Annotated in this window: 19 protein-coding genes; 17 read left to right on the top strand and 2 right to left on the bottom strand. The window is 66.4% G+C overall.

The window, feature by feature from the left end; all coding sequences use genetic code 11:
* Positions 1-132 precede the first annotated feature (132 nt).
* From BN2154_RS12935 to BN2154_RS12915, 5 genes are all read left to right on the top strand, one after another.
* Positions 133-657 carry a 4'-phosphopantetheinyl transferase family protein gene (locus tag BN2154_RS12935; protein ID WP_050619172.1) on the top strand — a complete coding sequence of 175 codons (525 nt, stop codon included), beginning with the start codon at positions 133-135 and terminating at the stop codon, positions 655-657.
* Positions 658-757: 100 nt separating this feature from the next.
* Positions 758-1,849 (top strand): MGDG synthase family glycosyltransferase, encoded by a 1,092-nt coding sequence (locus BN2154_RS12930; protein WP_050619171.1) that lies wholly within the window; start codon positions 758-760, stop codon positions 1,847-1,849.
* Positions 1,846-2,949 carry a lysylphosphatidylglycerol synthase transmembrane domain-containing protein gene (locus BN2154_RS12925; protein WP_050619170.1) on the top strand — a complete coding sequence of 368 codons (1,104 nt, stop codon included), beginning with the start codon at positions 1,846-1,848 and terminating at the stop codon, positions 2,947-2,949. The genes BN2154_RS12930 and BN2154_RS12925 overlap by 4 nt, the downstream gene beginning before the upstream one ends.
* A 138-nt stretch (positions 2,950-3,087) precedes the next feature.
* Positions 3,088-3,543, top strand: a complete 456-nt coding sequence (locus tag BN2154_RS12920) for a DUF6323 family protein (protein WP_050619169.1) — start codon at positions 3,088-3,090, stop codon at positions 3,541-3,543.
* Positions 3,530-4,411: a DUF6179 domain-containing protein gene (locus BN2154_RS12915; protein ID WP_050619168.1), complete on the top strand. Its 882-nt coding sequence runs from the start codon at positions 3,530-3,532 to the stop codon at positions 4,409-4,411. The genes BN2154_RS12920 and BN2154_RS12915 overlap by 14 nt, the downstream gene beginning before the upstream one ends.
* 53 nt (positions 4,412-4,464) lie before the next feature.
* Here BN2154_RS12915 and BN2154_RS12910 read toward each other — a convergent pair whose 3' ends face one another.
* Positions 4,465-5,022, bottom strand: a complete 558-nt coding sequence (locus BN2154_RS12910) for an FUSC family protein (RefSeq protein ID WP_050619167.1) — start codon at positions 5,020-5,022, stop codon at positions 4,465-4,467.
* A 187-nt stretch (positions 5,023-5,209) separates the two neighbouring features.
* Here BN2154_RS12910 and thyA point away from each other — a divergent pair, with 187 nt between their 5' ends.
* Positions 5,210-6,040: a thymidylate synthase gene (thyA, locus tag BN2154_RS12905; RefSeq protein ID WP_050619166.1), complete on the top strand. Its 831-nt coding sequence runs from the start codon at positions 5,210-5,212 to the stop codon at positions 6,038-6,040.
* Between the two features lie 412 nt (positions 6,041-6,452).
* A complete protein-coding gene (locus BN2154_RS12900) occupies positions 6,453-6,944 on the top strand; it encodes a dihydrofolate reductase (RefSeq protein ID WP_050619165.1) in 492 nt (163 codons plus the stop codon).
* 45 nt (positions 6,945-6,989) lie between these two features.
* Here BN2154_RS12900 and BN2154_RS12895 read toward each other — a convergent pair whose 3' ends face one another.
* Positions 6,990-7,319 carry a hypothetical protein gene (locus BN2154_RS12895; RefSeq protein WP_050619164.1) on the bottom strand — a complete coding sequence of 110 codons (330 nt, stop codon included), beginning with the start codon at positions 7,317-7,319 and terminating at the stop codon, positions 6,990-6,992.
* A 110-nt stretch (positions 7,320-7,429) separates the two neighbouring features.
* Here BN2154_RS12895 and BN2154_RS12890 point away from each other — a divergent pair, with 110 nt between their 5' ends.
* From BN2154_RS12890 to rbfA, 10 genes are all read left to right on the top strand, one after another.
* A complete protein-coding gene (locus BN2154_RS12890) occupies positions 7,430-8,098 on the top strand; it encodes a Crp/Fnr family transcriptional regulator (protein WP_050619163.1) in 669 nt (222 codons plus the stop codon).
* Positions 8,099-8,124: 26 nt separating this feature from the next.
* Entirely contained in the window at positions 8,125-9,171 is a 1,047-nt protein-coding gene (locus BN2154_RS12885) for an ABC transporter substrate-binding protein (protein WP_050619162.1), read from the top strand.
* Between the two features lie 39 nt (positions 9,172-9,210).
* Complete coding sequence (locus BN2154_RS12880; RefSeq protein ID WP_050619161.1) at positions 9,211-9,963, top strand: ABC transporter permease; 753 nt, start codon at positions 9,211-9,213, stop codon at positions 9,961-9,963.
* Positions 9,960-10,565, top strand: a complete 606-nt coding sequence (locus BN2154_RS12875; RefSeq protein WP_050619160.1) for an ATP-binding cassette domain-containing protein — start codon at positions 9,960-9,962, stop codon at positions 10,563-10,565. Before BN2154_RS12880 ends, BN2154_RS12875 begins: the two co-directional genes overlap by 4 nt.
* Before the next feature lie 129 nt (positions 10,566-10,694).
* On the top strand, positions 10,695-11,150 hold the full coding sequence (gene rimP, locus BN2154_RS12870) for a ribosome maturation factor RimP (protein ID WP_050619159.1): 456 nt from the start codon (positions 10,695-10,697) through the stop codon (positions 11,148-11,150).
* Between the two features lie 18 nt (positions 11,151-11,168).
* Entirely contained in the window at positions 11,169-12,338 is a 1,170-nt protein-coding gene (nusA, locus tag BN2154_RS12865) for a transcription termination factor NusA (RefSeq protein ID WP_050619158.1), read from the top strand.
* Between the two features lie 39 nt (positions 12,339-12,377).
* Entirely contained in the window at positions 12,378-12,653 is a 276-nt protein-coding gene (gene rnpM, locus BN2154_RS12860; protein WP_050619157.1) for an RNase P modulator RnpM, read from the top strand.
* Positions 12,646-13,203 (top strand): L7Ae/L30e/S12e/Gadd45 family ribosomal protein, encoded by a 558-nt coding sequence (locus BN2154_RS12855; protein ID WP_195892354.1) that lies wholly within the window; start codon positions 12,646-12,648, stop codon positions 13,201-13,203. Before rnpM ends, BN2154_RS12855 begins: the two co-directional genes overlap by 8 nt.
* Positions 13,204-13,482: 279 nt before the next feature.
* Positions 13,483-15,834, top strand: a complete 2,352-nt coding sequence (infB, locus tag BN2154_RS12850) for a translation initiation factor IF-2 (protein WP_438819142.1) — start codon at positions 13,483-13,485, stop codon at positions 15,832-15,834.
* A 216-nt stretch (positions 15,835-16,050) separates the two neighbouring features.
* The gene (gene rbfA, locus BN2154_RS16125) at positions 16,051-16,389 is read left to right on the top strand and encodes a 30S ribosome-binding factor RbfA (RefSeq protein WP_050619155.1); all 339 of its coding nucleotides are present in this window, start codon (positions 16,051-16,053) and stop codon (positions 16,387-16,389) included.
* Positions 16,390-16,392: the final 3 nt, after the last annotated feature.

Below are 16,392 nucleotides of genomic sequence, written 5' to 3'. Positions count from 1 at the left end.
AGAGACTGCGGCTCATGGGCGGGGTTCTCCGAAAATTTACCGGGAAGATACCGGCAGACCGTTGTTTTTCCCGGGGAAATAGGGTTAAATATAGGAAAAGGAAGCCATAATCAGAAGAAAGGGGGCGGCAGTGTGCTGCGGCTCTATCTCTCCCGCACGGCGGACGGAAAAATAGACGCCTGGGCGCTGCTGGAGCGCGCCCTGGCGGACCGAGGCCTGGAGCAGATGCCGGCTGTGGAGCGGGCGCCCGGGGGAAAGCCCTATTTCCCGGACCGGCCGGAGCTCTGCTTCAGCCTGAGTCACAGCGGGCCCTGGGCCCTGTGCGCGCTGGGGGACGGCCCGGTGGGGGCGGACGTGGAGGCGGTGCGGCCCCGGCGGGAGGCCCTGCTGCGGGCGCTGTCGGCGCAGGAGCTGGCCTGGTTCCGGGGGCGGGGAAGCCGCTGGGAGGATTTCTACACCCTGTGGACCCTGAAGGAGGCCCTGGCCAAGCAGGACGGCCGGGGCCTGGACCGGCGGCCGGAGCATCTGCGGGTGCCGCTGCTGGAGCCGGGGATGTCCGCCGGGCTGGACGGCCTGGGGTTCCAGAGTTTCGGCGGCCCTGGCTGGCGGGCGGCGGTGTGCGGGCCGGAGCCGGTGGATGGCTTTCAGAGGGTCTGAAGCGGGCTGCACAGAAATCTTAATGCAATGTTAAGGATTGCCCCCCGATTTTCTAAAGAAAAGGCCGATATACTGGATAACATAGAAAGGGGGAACAGCCATGAACATTCTGATCCTGACGGGAAAATTCGGCATGGGACATTGGTCTGCCTCCCAGTCCCTGCGGCAGCGTCTGCTGCGCGCCTTCCCCGACGCGCGGGTGGAGGTGGAGGACTTTTTTGCCTATGCCATGCCCGACGCATCCGACGCGCTGTATAAGGGGTTTTCCCTGCTGGTGACCCTGGGCAGCGGCCTTTACAACACCTATTATAAATGTACGGAGAACATCACCATTAAGACCAAGCCGCCCTTTGAGAGCTACTTTCAAGACAAGCTGCTGGAGCTGCTGGCCCAGCGGCGGCCCGACGCGGTGGTGTGCACCCACCCCACCTGCGCCCAACTGATGGCCGACTACAAGCGGGAGACCGGCGCGGCGGTGCCCCTGGTCACCTGCGTCACCGACCTGACCTCCCACTCGGAGTGGCTCAACGAGGGCACCGACTGCTACCTGGTGGGGGCCCCCGACATCCGGGACGCCCTGGTGGAAAAGGGCGTGGAGCCGGAGAGAATTCTGGTCACCGGCATCCCGGTGAAGCCGGAGTTCCAGGCCCCGCCCCGGCGGGGCGGCGAGCGGGAGCGGCGGCTGCTCATTATGGGCGGCGGCCTGGGCCTGCTGCCCCGAAAGGACAGCTTTTACGAGGCGCTGGACGCCCTGCCTGGCGTCCGGACGACCCTCATCACCGGGGGCAACCAGAAGCTATACGACCGGCTCCACGGCAGATACGGGCACATCGAGGTGCTGGGCTTTACCGACAAGGTGTACGAGTACATGGCCCGGGCCGACCTGCTGCTGTCCAAGCCCGGCGGCATCACCCTGTTTGAGACCATCACCTCCGAGCTGCCCATCCTGGCCTGGGAGCCTTTTTTGCAGCAGGAGATCAACAACGCCCGGTTCATCACCCGGTATCAGATCGGCCGGACGGCATCCAAGGAGCCGGAGGCCTGCATCGAGGCCATCAAGCGGCTGCTGTACGACGACCGGGCGCTGGAACGCATGAGCCGCAATATGCGCGCGCTGAAGGGCCGGCTGGAGGGTGACGCTCTGGCCCGCCGGCTCTCCGCGCTGATTCAGTCCGAGGGGGTATGCGCGTGAATGACCGGAAAAGCCGGCTGAGCCTGTTGCTGATGCTAGCCCTCATCGGGGGCACCGCCTGGTTCCTCCTCAGCCGCCAGCCCCTGTCCAGCCTCGGGGCGGCGCTGCGGCAGGTCAGGATCTGGTGTGTGCCCGGCGGCCTGGGGCTGATGACGGCCTTCGTGGGCTGCGAGGCCATGTGCTCCCGCCTGATCCTGGGCCGGCTGGGCCATAAGGTCACCTACCGCCAATGCCTGGGCTACTCCTTCGCCGGTTTCTATGTCAGCTCCATCACCCCTTCCTCCACCGGGGGACAGCCCGCCCAGATCTACTATATGTCCAAGGACGGGGTGCCCGCCGCCCACGGCTCGCTCAACATGATGCTCATCGCCGTGTGCTACCAGGTGGTGACCCTGCTCTACGCGGCGGCGGCCTTCTTCGGCCTGTCCCGGACCCACCAGGGCCTGGGGACAGGGGTGGGGCTGCTCCTGCTGTACGGCGGCGCGGTGCTGGCGGTCCTCACCGCCGGGATGCTTTGCATGATGTTCCTCCCCAACGCCGCCGCGCGGCTGACGGGGGGCGTGCTGGGTCTGCTGGTGCGGCTGCGGCTGGTCCGCCGGGAGGCCGAGCTGCGGGAGAAGCTGGAGCGGCAGATGGCGGAATACCGCCGGGGGGCGGAGTGCCTGAAGCGCAATCTGCCCCTGCTGCCCGCCCTGCTGGCGCTGACCGCCCTCCAGCTCACCGCCTTGTATGCCGTGCCCTATCTGGTGTACCGGGGCTTCGGCCTTCGGGAGGCATCCTTCCTCCAGATCGTGGGCACCCAGGCCCTGGTGAATCTGGCGGTGGGCTCCCTGCCTCTGCCGGGGGCGGTGGGGGCCTCCGAGGGGGTGGCCCTGACGGCCTTTACCCACTTCTTCGGTCCCGCCCTGGTGACGCCGGCGGTCCTGGTCTCCCGGGGCATCAGCTTTTACGCCTTCCTCCTCATCAGCGGCGGTGTCACCCTGACCGTCCATCTGCGCGCCCGCCGGAGGGGACTGGAACCCTCTCCCAGTCCCCTCCGGACCCAGCGGGAGCGGCCCCGGGGGTCTCTGCCCAGACCGGCGGTGCCCCCCATGATCTGAATAAAAACGCGGGAGAAAGTTTGGCAAGGCCAAACTTTCTCCCGCGTTTTCTGCTCTTATATTACCACAAAACCGGACAAAAGTCCAGTCTTGTACTTGCGCCGCCCAGGGTGTAAGAAGAATATGAGGTGATGAAGCATGGAGGACTGTTTTTCTCTGGCGGCCCTGCCCCTCCGGCGGACGGACGGGGCGGCGGGCCTGCGGGCGTGCAGCCGGGTGACGGAACGGGCGGGTCTGACCCTGTCAGAGGGAGAGATCACCCGCCTGTTGGAGCGGCGCGCCGCCGCCCTGCGGGACACCGGCCGGGGGGAATTTGGGGAGGGAATCCTCCCCGAGCTGATCTACGCATTTTACGACTCCCCCTGGCTGGCCCCCGACAATTATGCCGATACCCTGGCGGAGCTCCAGGACCTCTTCTACTATTATAAGAATGAGTCCCTGGGGCGGCTCACCGATGACGCACTCCTGGCGGCCATGCGTAAGGCCTTCGACGGCCCGGCGCAGGGGAGTCTGGAGTATCTGGGCGGCACCGCTCTGGACCGGCTGTGCCGGGAGCTGCGGGGCGGGGAGGGGGATGCCGATGACGACGGCTGAGCTGACCTGCGCCGGATGGTCGGCGGCGGAGCTGCTGACGCTTCAGGAGCGGCTGGCCGGACTGCTGGCGGACCAGTGCCGCCGCTATGCCGCGGGGGACAGCTCCCTGCCCCGGGAGACCGCCGCCGAGCTGCTGTGCTCCCTGCGGTATGTGCTGGGTCTGGAGGGGCGGGAGCGGCCCGCCGACCCCCGGCCTCTGCTCCGGGAACCCCTGGAGGAGGCCTTCCGCCGGGAGCAGGCCGCGCTGGAGAAGCGGACGGCACAGGCTAGGCGGCTGTGGCAGGCGGCCTGTATTGCCCGGCCCCGGATCGAGAACCGCTCCTTGACCGATACGCTGGCAGGCATCGGAGCCTTCTGGCGCCGGTATGACCGCCGCTTTTTCGCCCATGAGGTGCCCGGCGACATTGACTATCAACTCTGCCTCCCAGCGCCGGAGAGGCTGCTGGGGGTGGACTACCTGATTTCCTGGCTGTCCCGCCTGCTGGCGGAGAGCCGGTTTCTGAACTGCTTTGACCGGCGTGCGGTGGTCCGGGTGCTGGAGGGCTCCTGCCCGGACTACCGGGGCCTGCATATCAACCTGTTCGAGCCGGTGGCCGTCAACGCTCTGGGGCGCACCCTGCTGGGGCTGGACCCGCTGGACCTGGCTCTGCCGTCGGAGGGGCGGGCACGGCTGGCCGGACGGCTGCGGGCCCTGCCCGCAGAGGCGGGGGAAAGGGAGCTCCGCGCTGCCGGGCGCACCCTCAGCGGCGGACTGGCTCTGGACCGGGGGACGGCATGGTACGTGGAGGCCGCCGCCGCCCGGCTGTGGCCCCGGGTCCGCGCCGCCCTGCCGCACAACGATTTGGAGGGAATCTTTTTGTCCCTGTAGGACCGGAAAACGCCGCGGAAGCCTTTGCTTCCGCGGCGTTTGTATGAGAAAGTTCAGCTCTCACCGCTCTGGACCCGACCGGAGCTGCCCCGCAGCTTTTCCAGCCAGGGCTCCAGCCGCTCCCGGGGGAGCAGGTAGTTGATGAGCATGGAGAAGATGACGCCCACGCCGGTGTCCACCATGCGGTTGAGGGCGTAGCTGACGTAGGTGTCCACCGGGGTGTTGAAGAGGATGATGCACAACACCACACTGCCCGGCTGCACCGCTGTGGGCCACTGGAACATTTGGGCCAGCACGATGAGCACCACCACACCCAGGGCCAGCAGGGGGACCAGGAGGACCCGCGTTTCCCCGGAGGGGTTGAGGACCCGGTAGAGCCAGAACAGGGCCATACCCAAAAAGCCGCCGATGACGGTGCCGATGAGACGGTTGCCCCCCTGCTTCCAGGAGTCGCCCATGTCGCTGCCCATGCCGTAGACGGCGCCGATGCAGGCAAAGGTGGGGTTCCGGCCGATGAGAAAGTAGAGGGCGGCGCACAGGGCGGCGGAAAAGGCCGCCTTGAGGTTGCGCAGGCCCACGCCGGGCAGATGAAACTTGGGCTTCTCCTCCATGGTGACCTCCGACGGAATATTTAGTATCCGAATAAGTCGCAAGCGAAAAAATGGGACAACAATAGTATATTATAGGGGATTTTACGGGAAAGTCCATATTCTAAAAGCCACAAAAAGGACTTCACGGCGAGGCAAAAATGTGCTATGATAGTGAACAAATCGCCCTCAGCGGGACAGGAGGCGCATTATGAGCCGGGCAGATCAGCTTTTTATCGAAAATTGCCGGGATATCCTGGCCCACGGCGTGTGGGACACCGACCAGAACGTCCGCCCCCGGTGGGAGGACGGGACGCCGGCCCACACGGTGAAGAAATTCGGCATCGTCAACCGCTACGACCTGCGGGAGGAGTTCCCCATCCAGACCATCCGCAGGATGGCCTTCAAAAGCGCCCTGGACGAGCTGCTCTGGATCTGGCAGAAAAAGTCCAGCAGCATCCACGACCTGAACAGCCATATCTGGGACGCCTGGGCCGACGAGAGCGGCTCCATCGGCAAGGCCTACGGCTATCAGCTCGGGGTGAAGCACCGCTATCCCGAGGGGGAGTTCGACCAGGTGGACCGGGTGCTCTACGACCTAAAGCACAACCCGGCCTCCCGGCGCATCCTCACCAGCCTCTACAACCACCACGACCTGAGCGAGATGGCCCTCTACCCCTGCGCCTGGTCGGTGACCTTCAATGTCAGCGGCCGGACCCTCAACGCCGTGCTCAACCAGCGCTCCCAGGACATGCTCACCGCCAACGGCTGGAATGTGATGCAGTACGCCGCCCTGGTCCACATGCTCGCCCAGGTCTCCGGCCTGGAGGCGGGGGAGCTGGTCCACGTCATTGCCGACGCCCACATCTATGACCGGCATGTGCCCATTGTGGAGGAGATCATCGCCCGGGAGCCCTATCCCGCCCCCGCGCTGGTGCTGGACCCCGCCGTTACCGACTTCTACGCCTTCACCCGGGACGATCTGAAGCTGGAGGGCTACCGGGCCCACACGCTGGAGGAAAAGATTCCCGTGGCGGTGTAAAAGTAGAAAAACCGGTCAGGCCGGAGGACAAAAAAACGGAGTTCCAGGCCAAAAACAGACAAAAAATTGTTGACACTCACCAATATCTGTGGTATCTTGTAGGCAAGACCTCATTGGTGCTACCAATACCGGCAAAGCCGACCCGAGGCAGACGCGTCGGCTTTGCCAACCGAGGACCAGACGGCGAGGACAGGGGGGAGACCGCCCGTCCCCGCGCCCGATGGGAAGGCCCGGCTACGCCGGCGCCGACCGACCGGAGCGGGGGATGCCGGGGGGAGCCTCCGGCTCCTGCCTCCCCGTCTGGCACCATTCGGCGGCGCACCCGGGTCGGGACCGCGCGCAAGGACAGCTTCCCGGACGGAAGGTGTGTTTGCGCATGGTTCCGGGGCCTGCATCGGAAGGAGAGAGGACCGTGCAGCTCATCGCAGCCGTAGACCGGAACTGGGCCATTGGCAGGGACGGGGACCAACTGGCCTACCTCAAGGCGGACCTCAAGCGCTTCAAAGCCCTGACCACCGCCCATACGGTGATCCTGGGCCGCAGGACCCTGGCGACGTTCCCCGGCGGGCGGCCCCTGCCCGGACGAAGGAACTTGGTGCTCTCCGGGAAGCCGGACTTCCGCCCCCAGGGGGCGGAGGTCTTTTCCAGCCTGGAGACCCTGCTGGCGGTCGCCCCCGCCGATGCGTTCGTCATTGGCGGAGGCAGCGTCTATCGGGCTCTGCTGCCCTGGTGCGACCGGGCCTACGTGACCAAGATCGACGCCGTTTTCCCCGGGGCGGACACCTGGTTCCCGGACCTGGACGCCCGGGAGGACTGGGCGGTGGAGGCGGAGGAGCCGCCCCTGGAGGAGGGGGGCCTACCCTTTCGCTACGTGACCTATCGGAGGATCGGAAGCTCAACATAAACCGCATGACGCCCCGGCTTCACGGCCGGGGCGTCATGCGGCTTTTCAGGGGCAGGACGGCGGGTCCTGCGGCGGGCGGCCCAGACCCAGGGCCAGCAGTGCGTTGACCGTGCCCAGCAGCTCGCACAGCAGCCCGTTCTGCCATTGCAGCAGACAGGCCACCTCGGACTCCTCGGTGCAGGTGGCTGTGGGGATGGGGTGGCTGTAGCGGCACATGGGCATATCCTCCAGCCGCGCCCGGCGGGCGGCGGCCTCCTCCGCCGGGGAGAACGACGGGGCGGAGGAGACGCGGCCTCCGGCGCGGACATCCCCGCCGGGCAGCGGGCCCGGCACCGACCACACCGGCGGGCGGTCCTTGGAACAATTCTTAGGCATCGGCGTTACCTCCATTTCCAAAATATCCTATGCAGATGCCTTGACATTGGTTATCAAAAAGACTAAACTCTTAAAGTGTCTCAAATGAGACAAAACGGAGGAAAGCGACGATGCGGCCAGAATGGAATCCCCGGGAGCTGGAGCTGCTGGCCGGGACCTTCCTGTTCCAGGGACTGGAGTGGGAGACGGTCCGGCGGGCCGTCCAGGACCCCCTGTGTACCCGGGAGAACTACCAGCGGGGGGACGTGATTTACAGCCCTGGGCATTTTCGGCGCAGCCTGGGGGTGCTGCTGGAGGGCAGGGCCCGGGTCACCAAGGGGGAGCTGGTGGTCAGCACCCTGGAGCGGGGTGATCTGTTCGGGGCGGCCGCCCTCTACAACCAGCGGACCCGCTATGAGACCACCATCACTGCCCTGGAGGATTGCGCCGTGGCCTTTTTCCCCCAGGAGCTGGTGAGTCGGCTCATGGCCGAATCCCCCGCGGCGTGCGCCAACTACATCCGCTATCTCTCCGAGCGCATCCATTTCCTGAACCGGAAGATCGAGGGGCTCACCGGGCCCGGGGCCGTGGGCAAGCTGGCCCGCTATCTGCTCAGCGAGGGTAGCGAAGGGAGGGCGGTGACGTGCACCGCCACTGAGCTGGCCCAGCGGCTGGACGTGAGCCGGGCCTCTCTCTACCGGGCCTTTGAGGTCCTGGAGGGCGCGGGGGCCATCCGGCGGACGGGAAAGCTGGTCCAGACCGCCGACCGGGAGGCCCTGCTCCGGCAAAGTCAGGCGTAAAAGCCGAAATCAAGGAGGAAACCCACATGAAAAGAAGCAAGATTCTTGCCCTGGGCCTGGCGCTGGCCCTGACCGCCGGCCTGCTGGCCGGCTGCACCGGCGGGAGCGGGAGTCAGTCCCCTTCCCCCACCCCCAGCCAGACCGTGACGCCCACCCCCACCCCGTCTGAGACCGCTCCGGCGGAGAAGCAGACCGTTAACCTGGCTGTTCTCAAGGGACCCAGCGGCGTGGGCGCTGCCAAGCTCCTGGCCGACAGCGACGCCGGGGAGACCGCCAACGACTATGCCTACAGCATTATGGCCGACAACACCGAGATTGTGGCCGGACTGTCCAGCGGCAGCCTGGACATCGCCGCCGTGGCCTCCAACGTGGCCGCCAACCTCTACAACAAGACCAACGGCGGCATCCAGATCGCCGCCGTCAGCGGCCTGGGGGTCCTCTACATTCTGGAGAACGGGAACACCGTCCAGTCCATGGCCGACCTGAAGGGCCAGACCCTCTACGCCACCGGCCAGGGCGCCAACCCCGAGTACGTGCTCAACTACCTGCTCACCGAGAACGGGGTGGACCCCGCCGAGGTGGACATCCAGTGGAAGACCGCCGACGAGGTCTCCGCCCTCATGGTCTCCGGCGAGGCCAGGCTGTGCATGATGCCCGTCCCCGCCGCCACCGCCATTCAGATGAGCAACCCCGACGTGCGGGAGGCTCTGGACCTGTCCGCCGAGTGGGACGGCCTCAACAACGGCAGCCACCTGACCATGACCTGCATCGCCGTGCGCACGGCCTTCGCTCAGGAGCACCCTGAGGCGGTGGAAAACTTCCTGGCGGACTACGCCGCCTCGGTGGAGTACGTCAAGGGAGACCCCGCCGCCGCCTCTGAGCTGGTGGCCCAGTACGGGATCACTCCCAAGGCCAAGATCGCCGAGCTGGCCATCCCCAAGTGCTCTCTGGTGTGTATCACCGGGAAGGTGGACATGGCCGACGCCATCCAGGGGTATTTTGAGGTGCTCTCCGCCGCCAACCCCGACGCCCTCGGAGGGAGCATCCCCGACGACGGCTTCTATTTCGAATAAAGGCGCGGGGACCGGCGCGCAGGGGAAGGAGGTACCGCCATGAGACGCATTGGAAGGGTCCTTCTCCCAGTGCTCTTCTGGCTGGGGGTGTGGCAGCTTGCCGCCGCCGCCGTGGGGCAGGAGCTGCTGCTGCCGGGCCCGGCGGCGGTGGGCCGCCGCCTGCTGGAGCTGGCGGCCGGCGCCGTATTCTGGCAGACGGCCCTGGCCTCTCTGCTGCGCATCTTCGGCGGACTGCTGCTGGGGGTGGCGCTGGGCGCCCTGCTGGCCGGGCTCACCGCCTGGGTCCCCCTGCTGGACTGGGTGCTCACCCCCGCCGTCAAGGTGGTCCGGGCCACCCCCGTGGCCTCCTTCATCCTGCTGGTCTACCTGTGGGTGGAGCGGGGCCGGGTGCCGGGGCTCATCTCCGCCCTCATGGTGCTGCCGGTGGTGTGGGGCAACGTCACCCGGGGCATCGCCGAGACCGACCCCCAGCTTTTGGAGCTCGCCCGGGCCTACGGCTTCGGGCGGGGCAGGACCCTGCGGCGGATCTACATCCCCTCCGTGCTGCCCTACTTCGCCAGCGGCTGCCGTACCGCCCTGGGCCTGGCCTGGAAGGCGGGGGTGGCCGCCGAGGTGCTCTGCCAGCCCCAGAACGCCATCGGCACGCAGATCTACAACACCAAATACTATCTGGAGACCCCCTCCCTCTTCGCCTGGACCCTGGTGGTCATCGCCCTGAGCTTTCTGCTGGAATGGGCGGTGGGCGGACTGCTCCGGCGGGCGGAGGGGCTGGAAGGGGGAAGGCGGCCATGATCCGCATCGAGGACCTGAGCGTCGCCTTCGGCGGCAAACAAGTGCTGGACGGCTTCTCGCTGGAGCTGCCGGATACGGGCGTCACCGCCCTGTCCGGCCCCTCGGGGTGCGGCAAGACCACCCTGCTGCGGGTGCTCTCCGGGCTCCAGAGGCCGGAGAGCGGCCGGGTGCTGGGGCTGGCGCCGGAGGAGACCGCCCTGCTCTTCCAGGAAAACCGCCTGCTGCCCTGGCGGACGGTGGAGCAGCAGCTCACCGACGTGCTGCCCCGCCCCCGCCGGGACGAGGCGGCCCGGCTGCTGGCGCTGGCCGGCCTGACCGGGGAGCAAGAACACCTCCCCGCCGCTCTGTCCGGCGGCATGGCCCGGCGGCTGGCCCTGGTCCGGGCCCTGGCGCTGGGGCGGAGATACCTCCTGCTGGACGAGCCCTTCACCGGCGTAGACGCCCCCCGGGCCGAGGCCCTGATGGCGGCGGTGCGGGCCGCCGGGATCCCCGTTCTTCTCGCCGCCCACGAGAGGCACACCCTGTCCCTGGCAGACACCGTGGTCTATTTGGACGGCCCGCCCCTCAAAGTGCTGCAAATTCGTGGAAAACCCTTGCAATGAGGACACTTTTGTGATATACTGCGTATACTACCAGTGTACGTATCCGTGAAGAGTGGGGCACGCCCCGCTCTTTCTTATTGAAAAAAACGGATCTGTAAAATTATGGGATATCTTACCGGAGGGAATGGAATGCCGAAAGTGACCGAGATCGCCGCCGGGCTGGCCGCCCCCATCGTGGAGGCCTGCGGCTGCACGCTCTGGGATGTGGAATATGTGAAAGAGGCGGGGGAGTGGTACCTCCGGGTCTACATCGACCGGGAGGGCGGCGTGTCCATCAACGACTGCGAGGCCGTGTCACGCCCCCTGTCCGACGCGCTGGACGAGGCCGACCCCATCGAGGGCTCCTACACCCTGGAGGTCTCCTCCGCCGGGGCGGACCGGGTCCTCAAGAGGCCGGAGCACTTCGCCCGCTTCCGGGGCGAGCCGGTGGACGTGCGGCTTTACCGGGCCCGGGAAGGGCGCAAGGAGCTCACCGGGACCCTGAAGGGATACGACGACGGGGACGTGACGGTGGAGCTCGACGGGACGGACACCCTTCTGGAGAAAAAAGATGTGGCGCAGGTAAGACTGCATGTGACCTTTTGAGTAAGGAGATAGACGATTATGCCGAGAAAAAACGCAAAGGCCGCCAGCAGCGAGAGCGACGGCAAGGAATTTTTCGCCGCCATTGCCCAGATCGAAAAGGAGAAGGGCATCCCCTCGGGGTATATGATGGAGAAGATCACCCAGGCCCTGGCCTCCGCCTACAAGCGGGACCATGAGGGCGCCGGGGACAACATCGAGGTCCGGGCCGACCCCGAAAAGGGCGATGTACGCATGTACATCAAAAAGGACGTGGTGGAGACGGTGGACAATCCCGCCGCCGAGATCTCCCTGGAGGAGGCTCGGGAAAAGCTGCCCCACGCCCAGCTCGGCGACGTGGTCCGCATCGAGGTCAAGACCAAGAATTTCGGCCGCATCGCCGCCCAGACCGCCCGTCAGGTTATCATTCAGGGCATCCGCGAGGCCGAGCGGGGCATGGTCTACGATGAGTTCAACTCCAAGGAGCACGAGATCCTCACCGGCATCGTCACTCGCGTCGACCCCCGCTCCGGCGCCGCCTCCCTGCGCATCGGCTCCGGCAGCGAGATCACCGAGGCCTTCCTCGCCCCCGGCGAGCAGGTCCGCGGCGAGGCCATCCGGGAGGGCGACCGCCTCAAGGTCTATGTGGTGGAGGTCCGCCGGTCCACCCGCGGGCCCCAGGTCCTCATCTCCCGCACCCATCCCGGCCTGGTCAAGCGCCTGTTCGAGCTGGAGATCCCCGAGATCTACGATGGCACCGTGGAGGTCAAGTCCATCGCCCGGGAGGCCGGCAGCCGCACCAAGATCGCCGTCTGGTCCGCCGACGAGAACGTGGACCCCATCGGCGCCTGCGTCGGCCCCGGCGGCCAGCGGGTGGGCAACATCGTCGAGGAGCTCCACGGCGAAAAGGTGGACATTATCAAGTACAGCGACGACTCCGCCGCCTATGTGGCCGCCGCGCTGTCCCCCGCCGACGTGGTCAGCGTGGACCTCTTCCCCGACGGCAAGAGCTGCCGGGTCATCGTGCCCGACGACCAGCTCTCTCTGGCCATCGGCAAGGAGGGCCAGAACGCCCGCCTGGCCGCCAAGCTCACCGGCTTCAAGATCGATATCAAGCCCGTTTCCGACCCCGGCGAGCTCCCTGAGCCCGAGGAGGATATGGTGGTCATGGACGAGGAGGAGCCCGCCGAACTCCCCGTGGACGAGGAATAAGTGCAGATTCCCAGAATGGAAAGGGAGAGGTGACGGCTTATGCCGAAAAAGATCCCCATGCGCCAGTGCGTGGGCTGCCGGGAGATGAAGTCCAAACGGGAGCTCATCCGGGTGGTCCGCTCCCCCGAGGGAGAGGTCTCCCTGGATTTCAAGGGCAAAAAGCCCGGCCGGGGGGCCTACCTCTGTCCGGCGCCGGACTGCCTGGCCCGGGCCAAAAAGTCCAGGGCCCTGGAGCGGGCCTTTTCCACGCCCCTGCCCGAGGAGGTCTATGCCGCCCTGGAGGGGCAGATGCAGGAGGGAGAGCCGAATGGATAACACGCTGCACCTCCTGGGCATCGCCAAAAAGGCGGGCCGCTTGGAGGTCGGGGAAGAGCCCGTCGGGGCCGCCGCCCGGGCCCGCCAGGCCAGGGTCATCCTGCTGGCCTGCGACGCCGCCGCCAACACCGCCCGCCGGGCGGGCCACTTCGGCGAGGCGGGCAATGTACTGTGGCTCGCCGTGCCCTACACCAAGGCCGAGCTGGGCGGCGCCGTGGGACGGGCGTCCTGCGCCATGCTGGCCCTCACCGACGCGGGCCTGGCCGCCTCCCTGGTGAAGAAACTGGCCGCCGCCGATCCGGAGCGGTATGGCCCCGCCTATGAACAACTGGGCAAAAAGGCGGAGAAGGTCCTCCGCCGCCAGCAGGAGCAGCGCCGGCACGAGAAGAACCTGAGGCTGGGAAAGCGCAAACCCTGGGTTGCGCCCACGAAGGACGGAAAGGCCCTGAGTGGGGCGGAGGCCAGGCTGGCCGCCCAAAAGCCCGGGGAGAAGCATCCGGGCAGGCCCAAAGTCCCCAAGAAGGGTCCCGGAGACCGGGACAAGGCATGATGCCGCTTCGCCTCCAACCCCCGCCGGGCGGAGAGGGGCGCGCGGGGAACGGGATTCCCACGGGAAGCGGCCGGAGCGCAGGCGGCGCATGGTCCATGGAGCATGTCCGCTTCTGAAGGAGGGCGTCAAGTGACGTGAAAAACAGTAAATGAGACCGCTGGAGCGGTGTGTGAACCATCAAACTTGAGCGGATCGCTTCAATACGTAAGGGCGAAAGCCCCCGGCTTTCGCATTTCCGTATTGGAGTGATCCCCGCCACGACCAATGGAGGGATTTTATTTGAGTAGCTTAATCAAGTACCGCGTGCACGAGGTGGCCAAGGACTTTAACCTGGGCACCAAGGAGATCACTGACATCCTGACGAAATACGCCAAGACCCCCAAGAACCACATGCAGGTGCTGGAGGACGGCGAGCTGGCCATCCTCTTTGACTATCTGACCCAACACCACCCGGTGGACAGCATCGAGAGCATCTACGCCGACGTCTACCGGGAGCCCAAGCCGGCCCAGAAGCCCGCCGCTCCCGCGCCCCAGAAGCAGGCGGCTCCCCAGGGCAGGCCCCAGCAGCCGGCCCGTCCGGCCCAGCAGCCCCAGGGCCAGCCGGCGGGGCAGAGCGCTCAGCCGTCCGCCGGTCGTCCCGCCACCCGCGTGCCGGAAAAAAAGGTGGTGGATACCCGCAAGGGCGGCAACGTGAACCTGGAGAAGTACGACGAGCGGCTGGAGAAGCTGGCCGCCGGCAAGACCAACCAGATGCAGGGCGGCAAGCAGAAGTTCCAGGGCCGGAACCAGCGCCGGGGCGGCGGTTTCCAGGGCAGCAAGCGCCGGCAGGAGGAGCAGGAAAAGATGCGCCGCCTCCAGGCCGAGATCGCCAAGAAGCACCCCCTGGTGGTCAAGATCCCCGACGAGATCGGCGTGGGCGAGCTGGCCTCCCGCATGAAAAAGACCGGCGCCGAGGTGGTCAAGTGCCTCATCAAAAACGGCGTTATGGCCTCTCTCAGCGACATCATCGACTTCGACACCGCCTCCATCATCGCCGAGGAGCTGGGCTGCAAGGTGGAGAAGGAGGTCATCGTCACCATTGAGGAGAAGCTCATCGACACCGCCGAGGACAAGGCCGAGGACCTGGAGCCCCGCGCCCCCGTGGTGGTGGTCATGGGCCATGTGGACCACGGCAAGACCTCCCTGCTGGACTATATCCGCAACGCCAATGTGGTCTCGGGCGAGGCCGGCGGCATCACCCAGCACATCGGTGCCTACCAGGTCCAGGTGAAGGGCCAGCCCATCACCTTCCTGGACACCCCCGGCCACGAAGCCTTTACCGCCATGCGCGCCCGGGGCGCCATGGTCACCGATATCGCCATCCTGGTGGTGGCCGCCGACGACGGCATCATGCCCCAGACTGTGGAGTCCATCAACCACGCCAAGGCCGCCGGCATTCCCATCATCGTGGCCATCAACAAGATGGATAAGCCCGAGGCCAACCCCGAGCGCATCAAGGAACAGCTCACCGCCTACGAGCTGGTGCCCGAGGAGTGGGGCGGCGAGACCGTCATCTGCCCCATCTCCGCCAAGACCGGCCAGGGCATCCAGGAGCTGCTGGAGATGGTCATCCTCACCGCCGAGATGAAGGAGCTCAAGGCAAACCCCAACCGCACCGCCCACGGCGCCGTCATCGAGGCCAAGCTGGACAAGGGCCGCGGGCCCGTGGCCACCCTGCTGGTCCAGAACGGCACCCTGCACCAGGGCGACGTCATCATCGCCGGTACCGCCGTAGGCCGCGTCCGGGCCATGACCAACGCTCAGGGCGAGCGGGTGGAGACGGCCGGACCCTCCGTGCCCGTGGAGATCATCGGTATGGGCGAGGTGCCCGGCGCCGGCGACGACTTCCACGCCGTGGCCGACGAGCGCATGGCCCGGGAACTGGTGGAGCAGCGCAAGCACGAGCAGAAGGTCCAGGCCGCCGGGCCCCAGAACCAGAAGGTCTCCCTGGAGGACCTGTTCAGCCAGATCAAGCAGGGCGAGATGAAGGACCTGAACATCATCGTCAAGGCCGACGTCCAGGGCTCCGCCGAGGCCGTCAAGTCCTCCCTGGAGAAGCTCTCCAACGAGGAGGTCCGGGTGCGGGTCATCCACTGCGCCGTGGGCGCCGTCAGCGAGTCGGACGTCATGCTGGCCGCCACCTCCAACGCCATCATCGTGGGCTTCAACGTCCGCCCCGACAACAACGCCAAGGACATCGCCGCCCGGGACCACGTGGATATGCGCATGTACCGGGTCATTTACGACTGCATCAACGAGATTGAGACCGCCATGAAGGGCATGCTGGCGCCCAAGTTCAAGGAAGTGGAGCTGGGTCAGGCCGAGGTCCGCAGCGTGTTCCGGATCACCGGCGTGGGCATGGTGGCCGGCTGCTATGTGACCAACGGCAAGATGCAGCGCAACGCCCAGATGCGCCTGCTGCGGGACAACATCGTGATCTACGACGGCGCCATCGCCTCCCTGCAGCGCTTCAAGGACAGCGTGAAGGAGGTGGCCGCAGGCTATGAGTGCGGCATCACCTTTGAAAAGTTCCAGGACATCAAGGAGGGCGACGTCATCGAGGCCTTCCTCATGGAGCAGATCCTGCCCTAACGGGCTCCGGGGGCGTCCCATCCCTCCGGATCTGTGCCGCCGCGCCGGGTGACCCCGGCACGGCGGTCCGATACCCCCGGTTTCGGCCCCGTTTGGGCCGGGTCGAGGTGTTTTTGCGGAAAGTGGATTTCCCAAAAGCAGATTTGATTTTGATCGCCTTCGGCGATACAGGGGGGTGCCGCGGCATCCCCCTGTGTTTATTTGAGGAGAACTTTTATGGCAAGTAATCGCATTGGACGCATCAATGAAGAGATCCAGCGGGAGCTGTCCGCCCTGATCCGCACCGTCAAGGACCCCCGGGTCAAGGGCCTCATCTCCATCACCGCCGTGGACACCACCCCCGACCTCAAGTACGCCAAGGTCTATGTCAGCGTGCTGGACAAGGGGGACGTGCACGAGGTGGTCAAGGGCCTCAAATCCGCCGCGGGCTACCTGCGGCGGGAGCTGGGCCGGGCCCTCCAGCTCCGGTATACCCCGGAGCTCACCTTTACCCCCGACGACTCCATCGCCGAGGGGGCCCGCATTCTGGAGATCATCCACGACCTGGAGAAATAAAGC

The organism is Intestinimonas massiliensis (ex Afouda et al. 2020) (genome assembly GCF_001244995.1).
Lineage (GTDB): Bacteria > Bacillota > Clostridia > Oscillospirales > Oscillospiraceae > Intestinimonas > Intestinimonas massiliensis.
The sequence above is the reverse complement of the archived record's forward strand: the minus strand, read 5'-3'. Positions and strand labels throughout refer to the sequence as shown.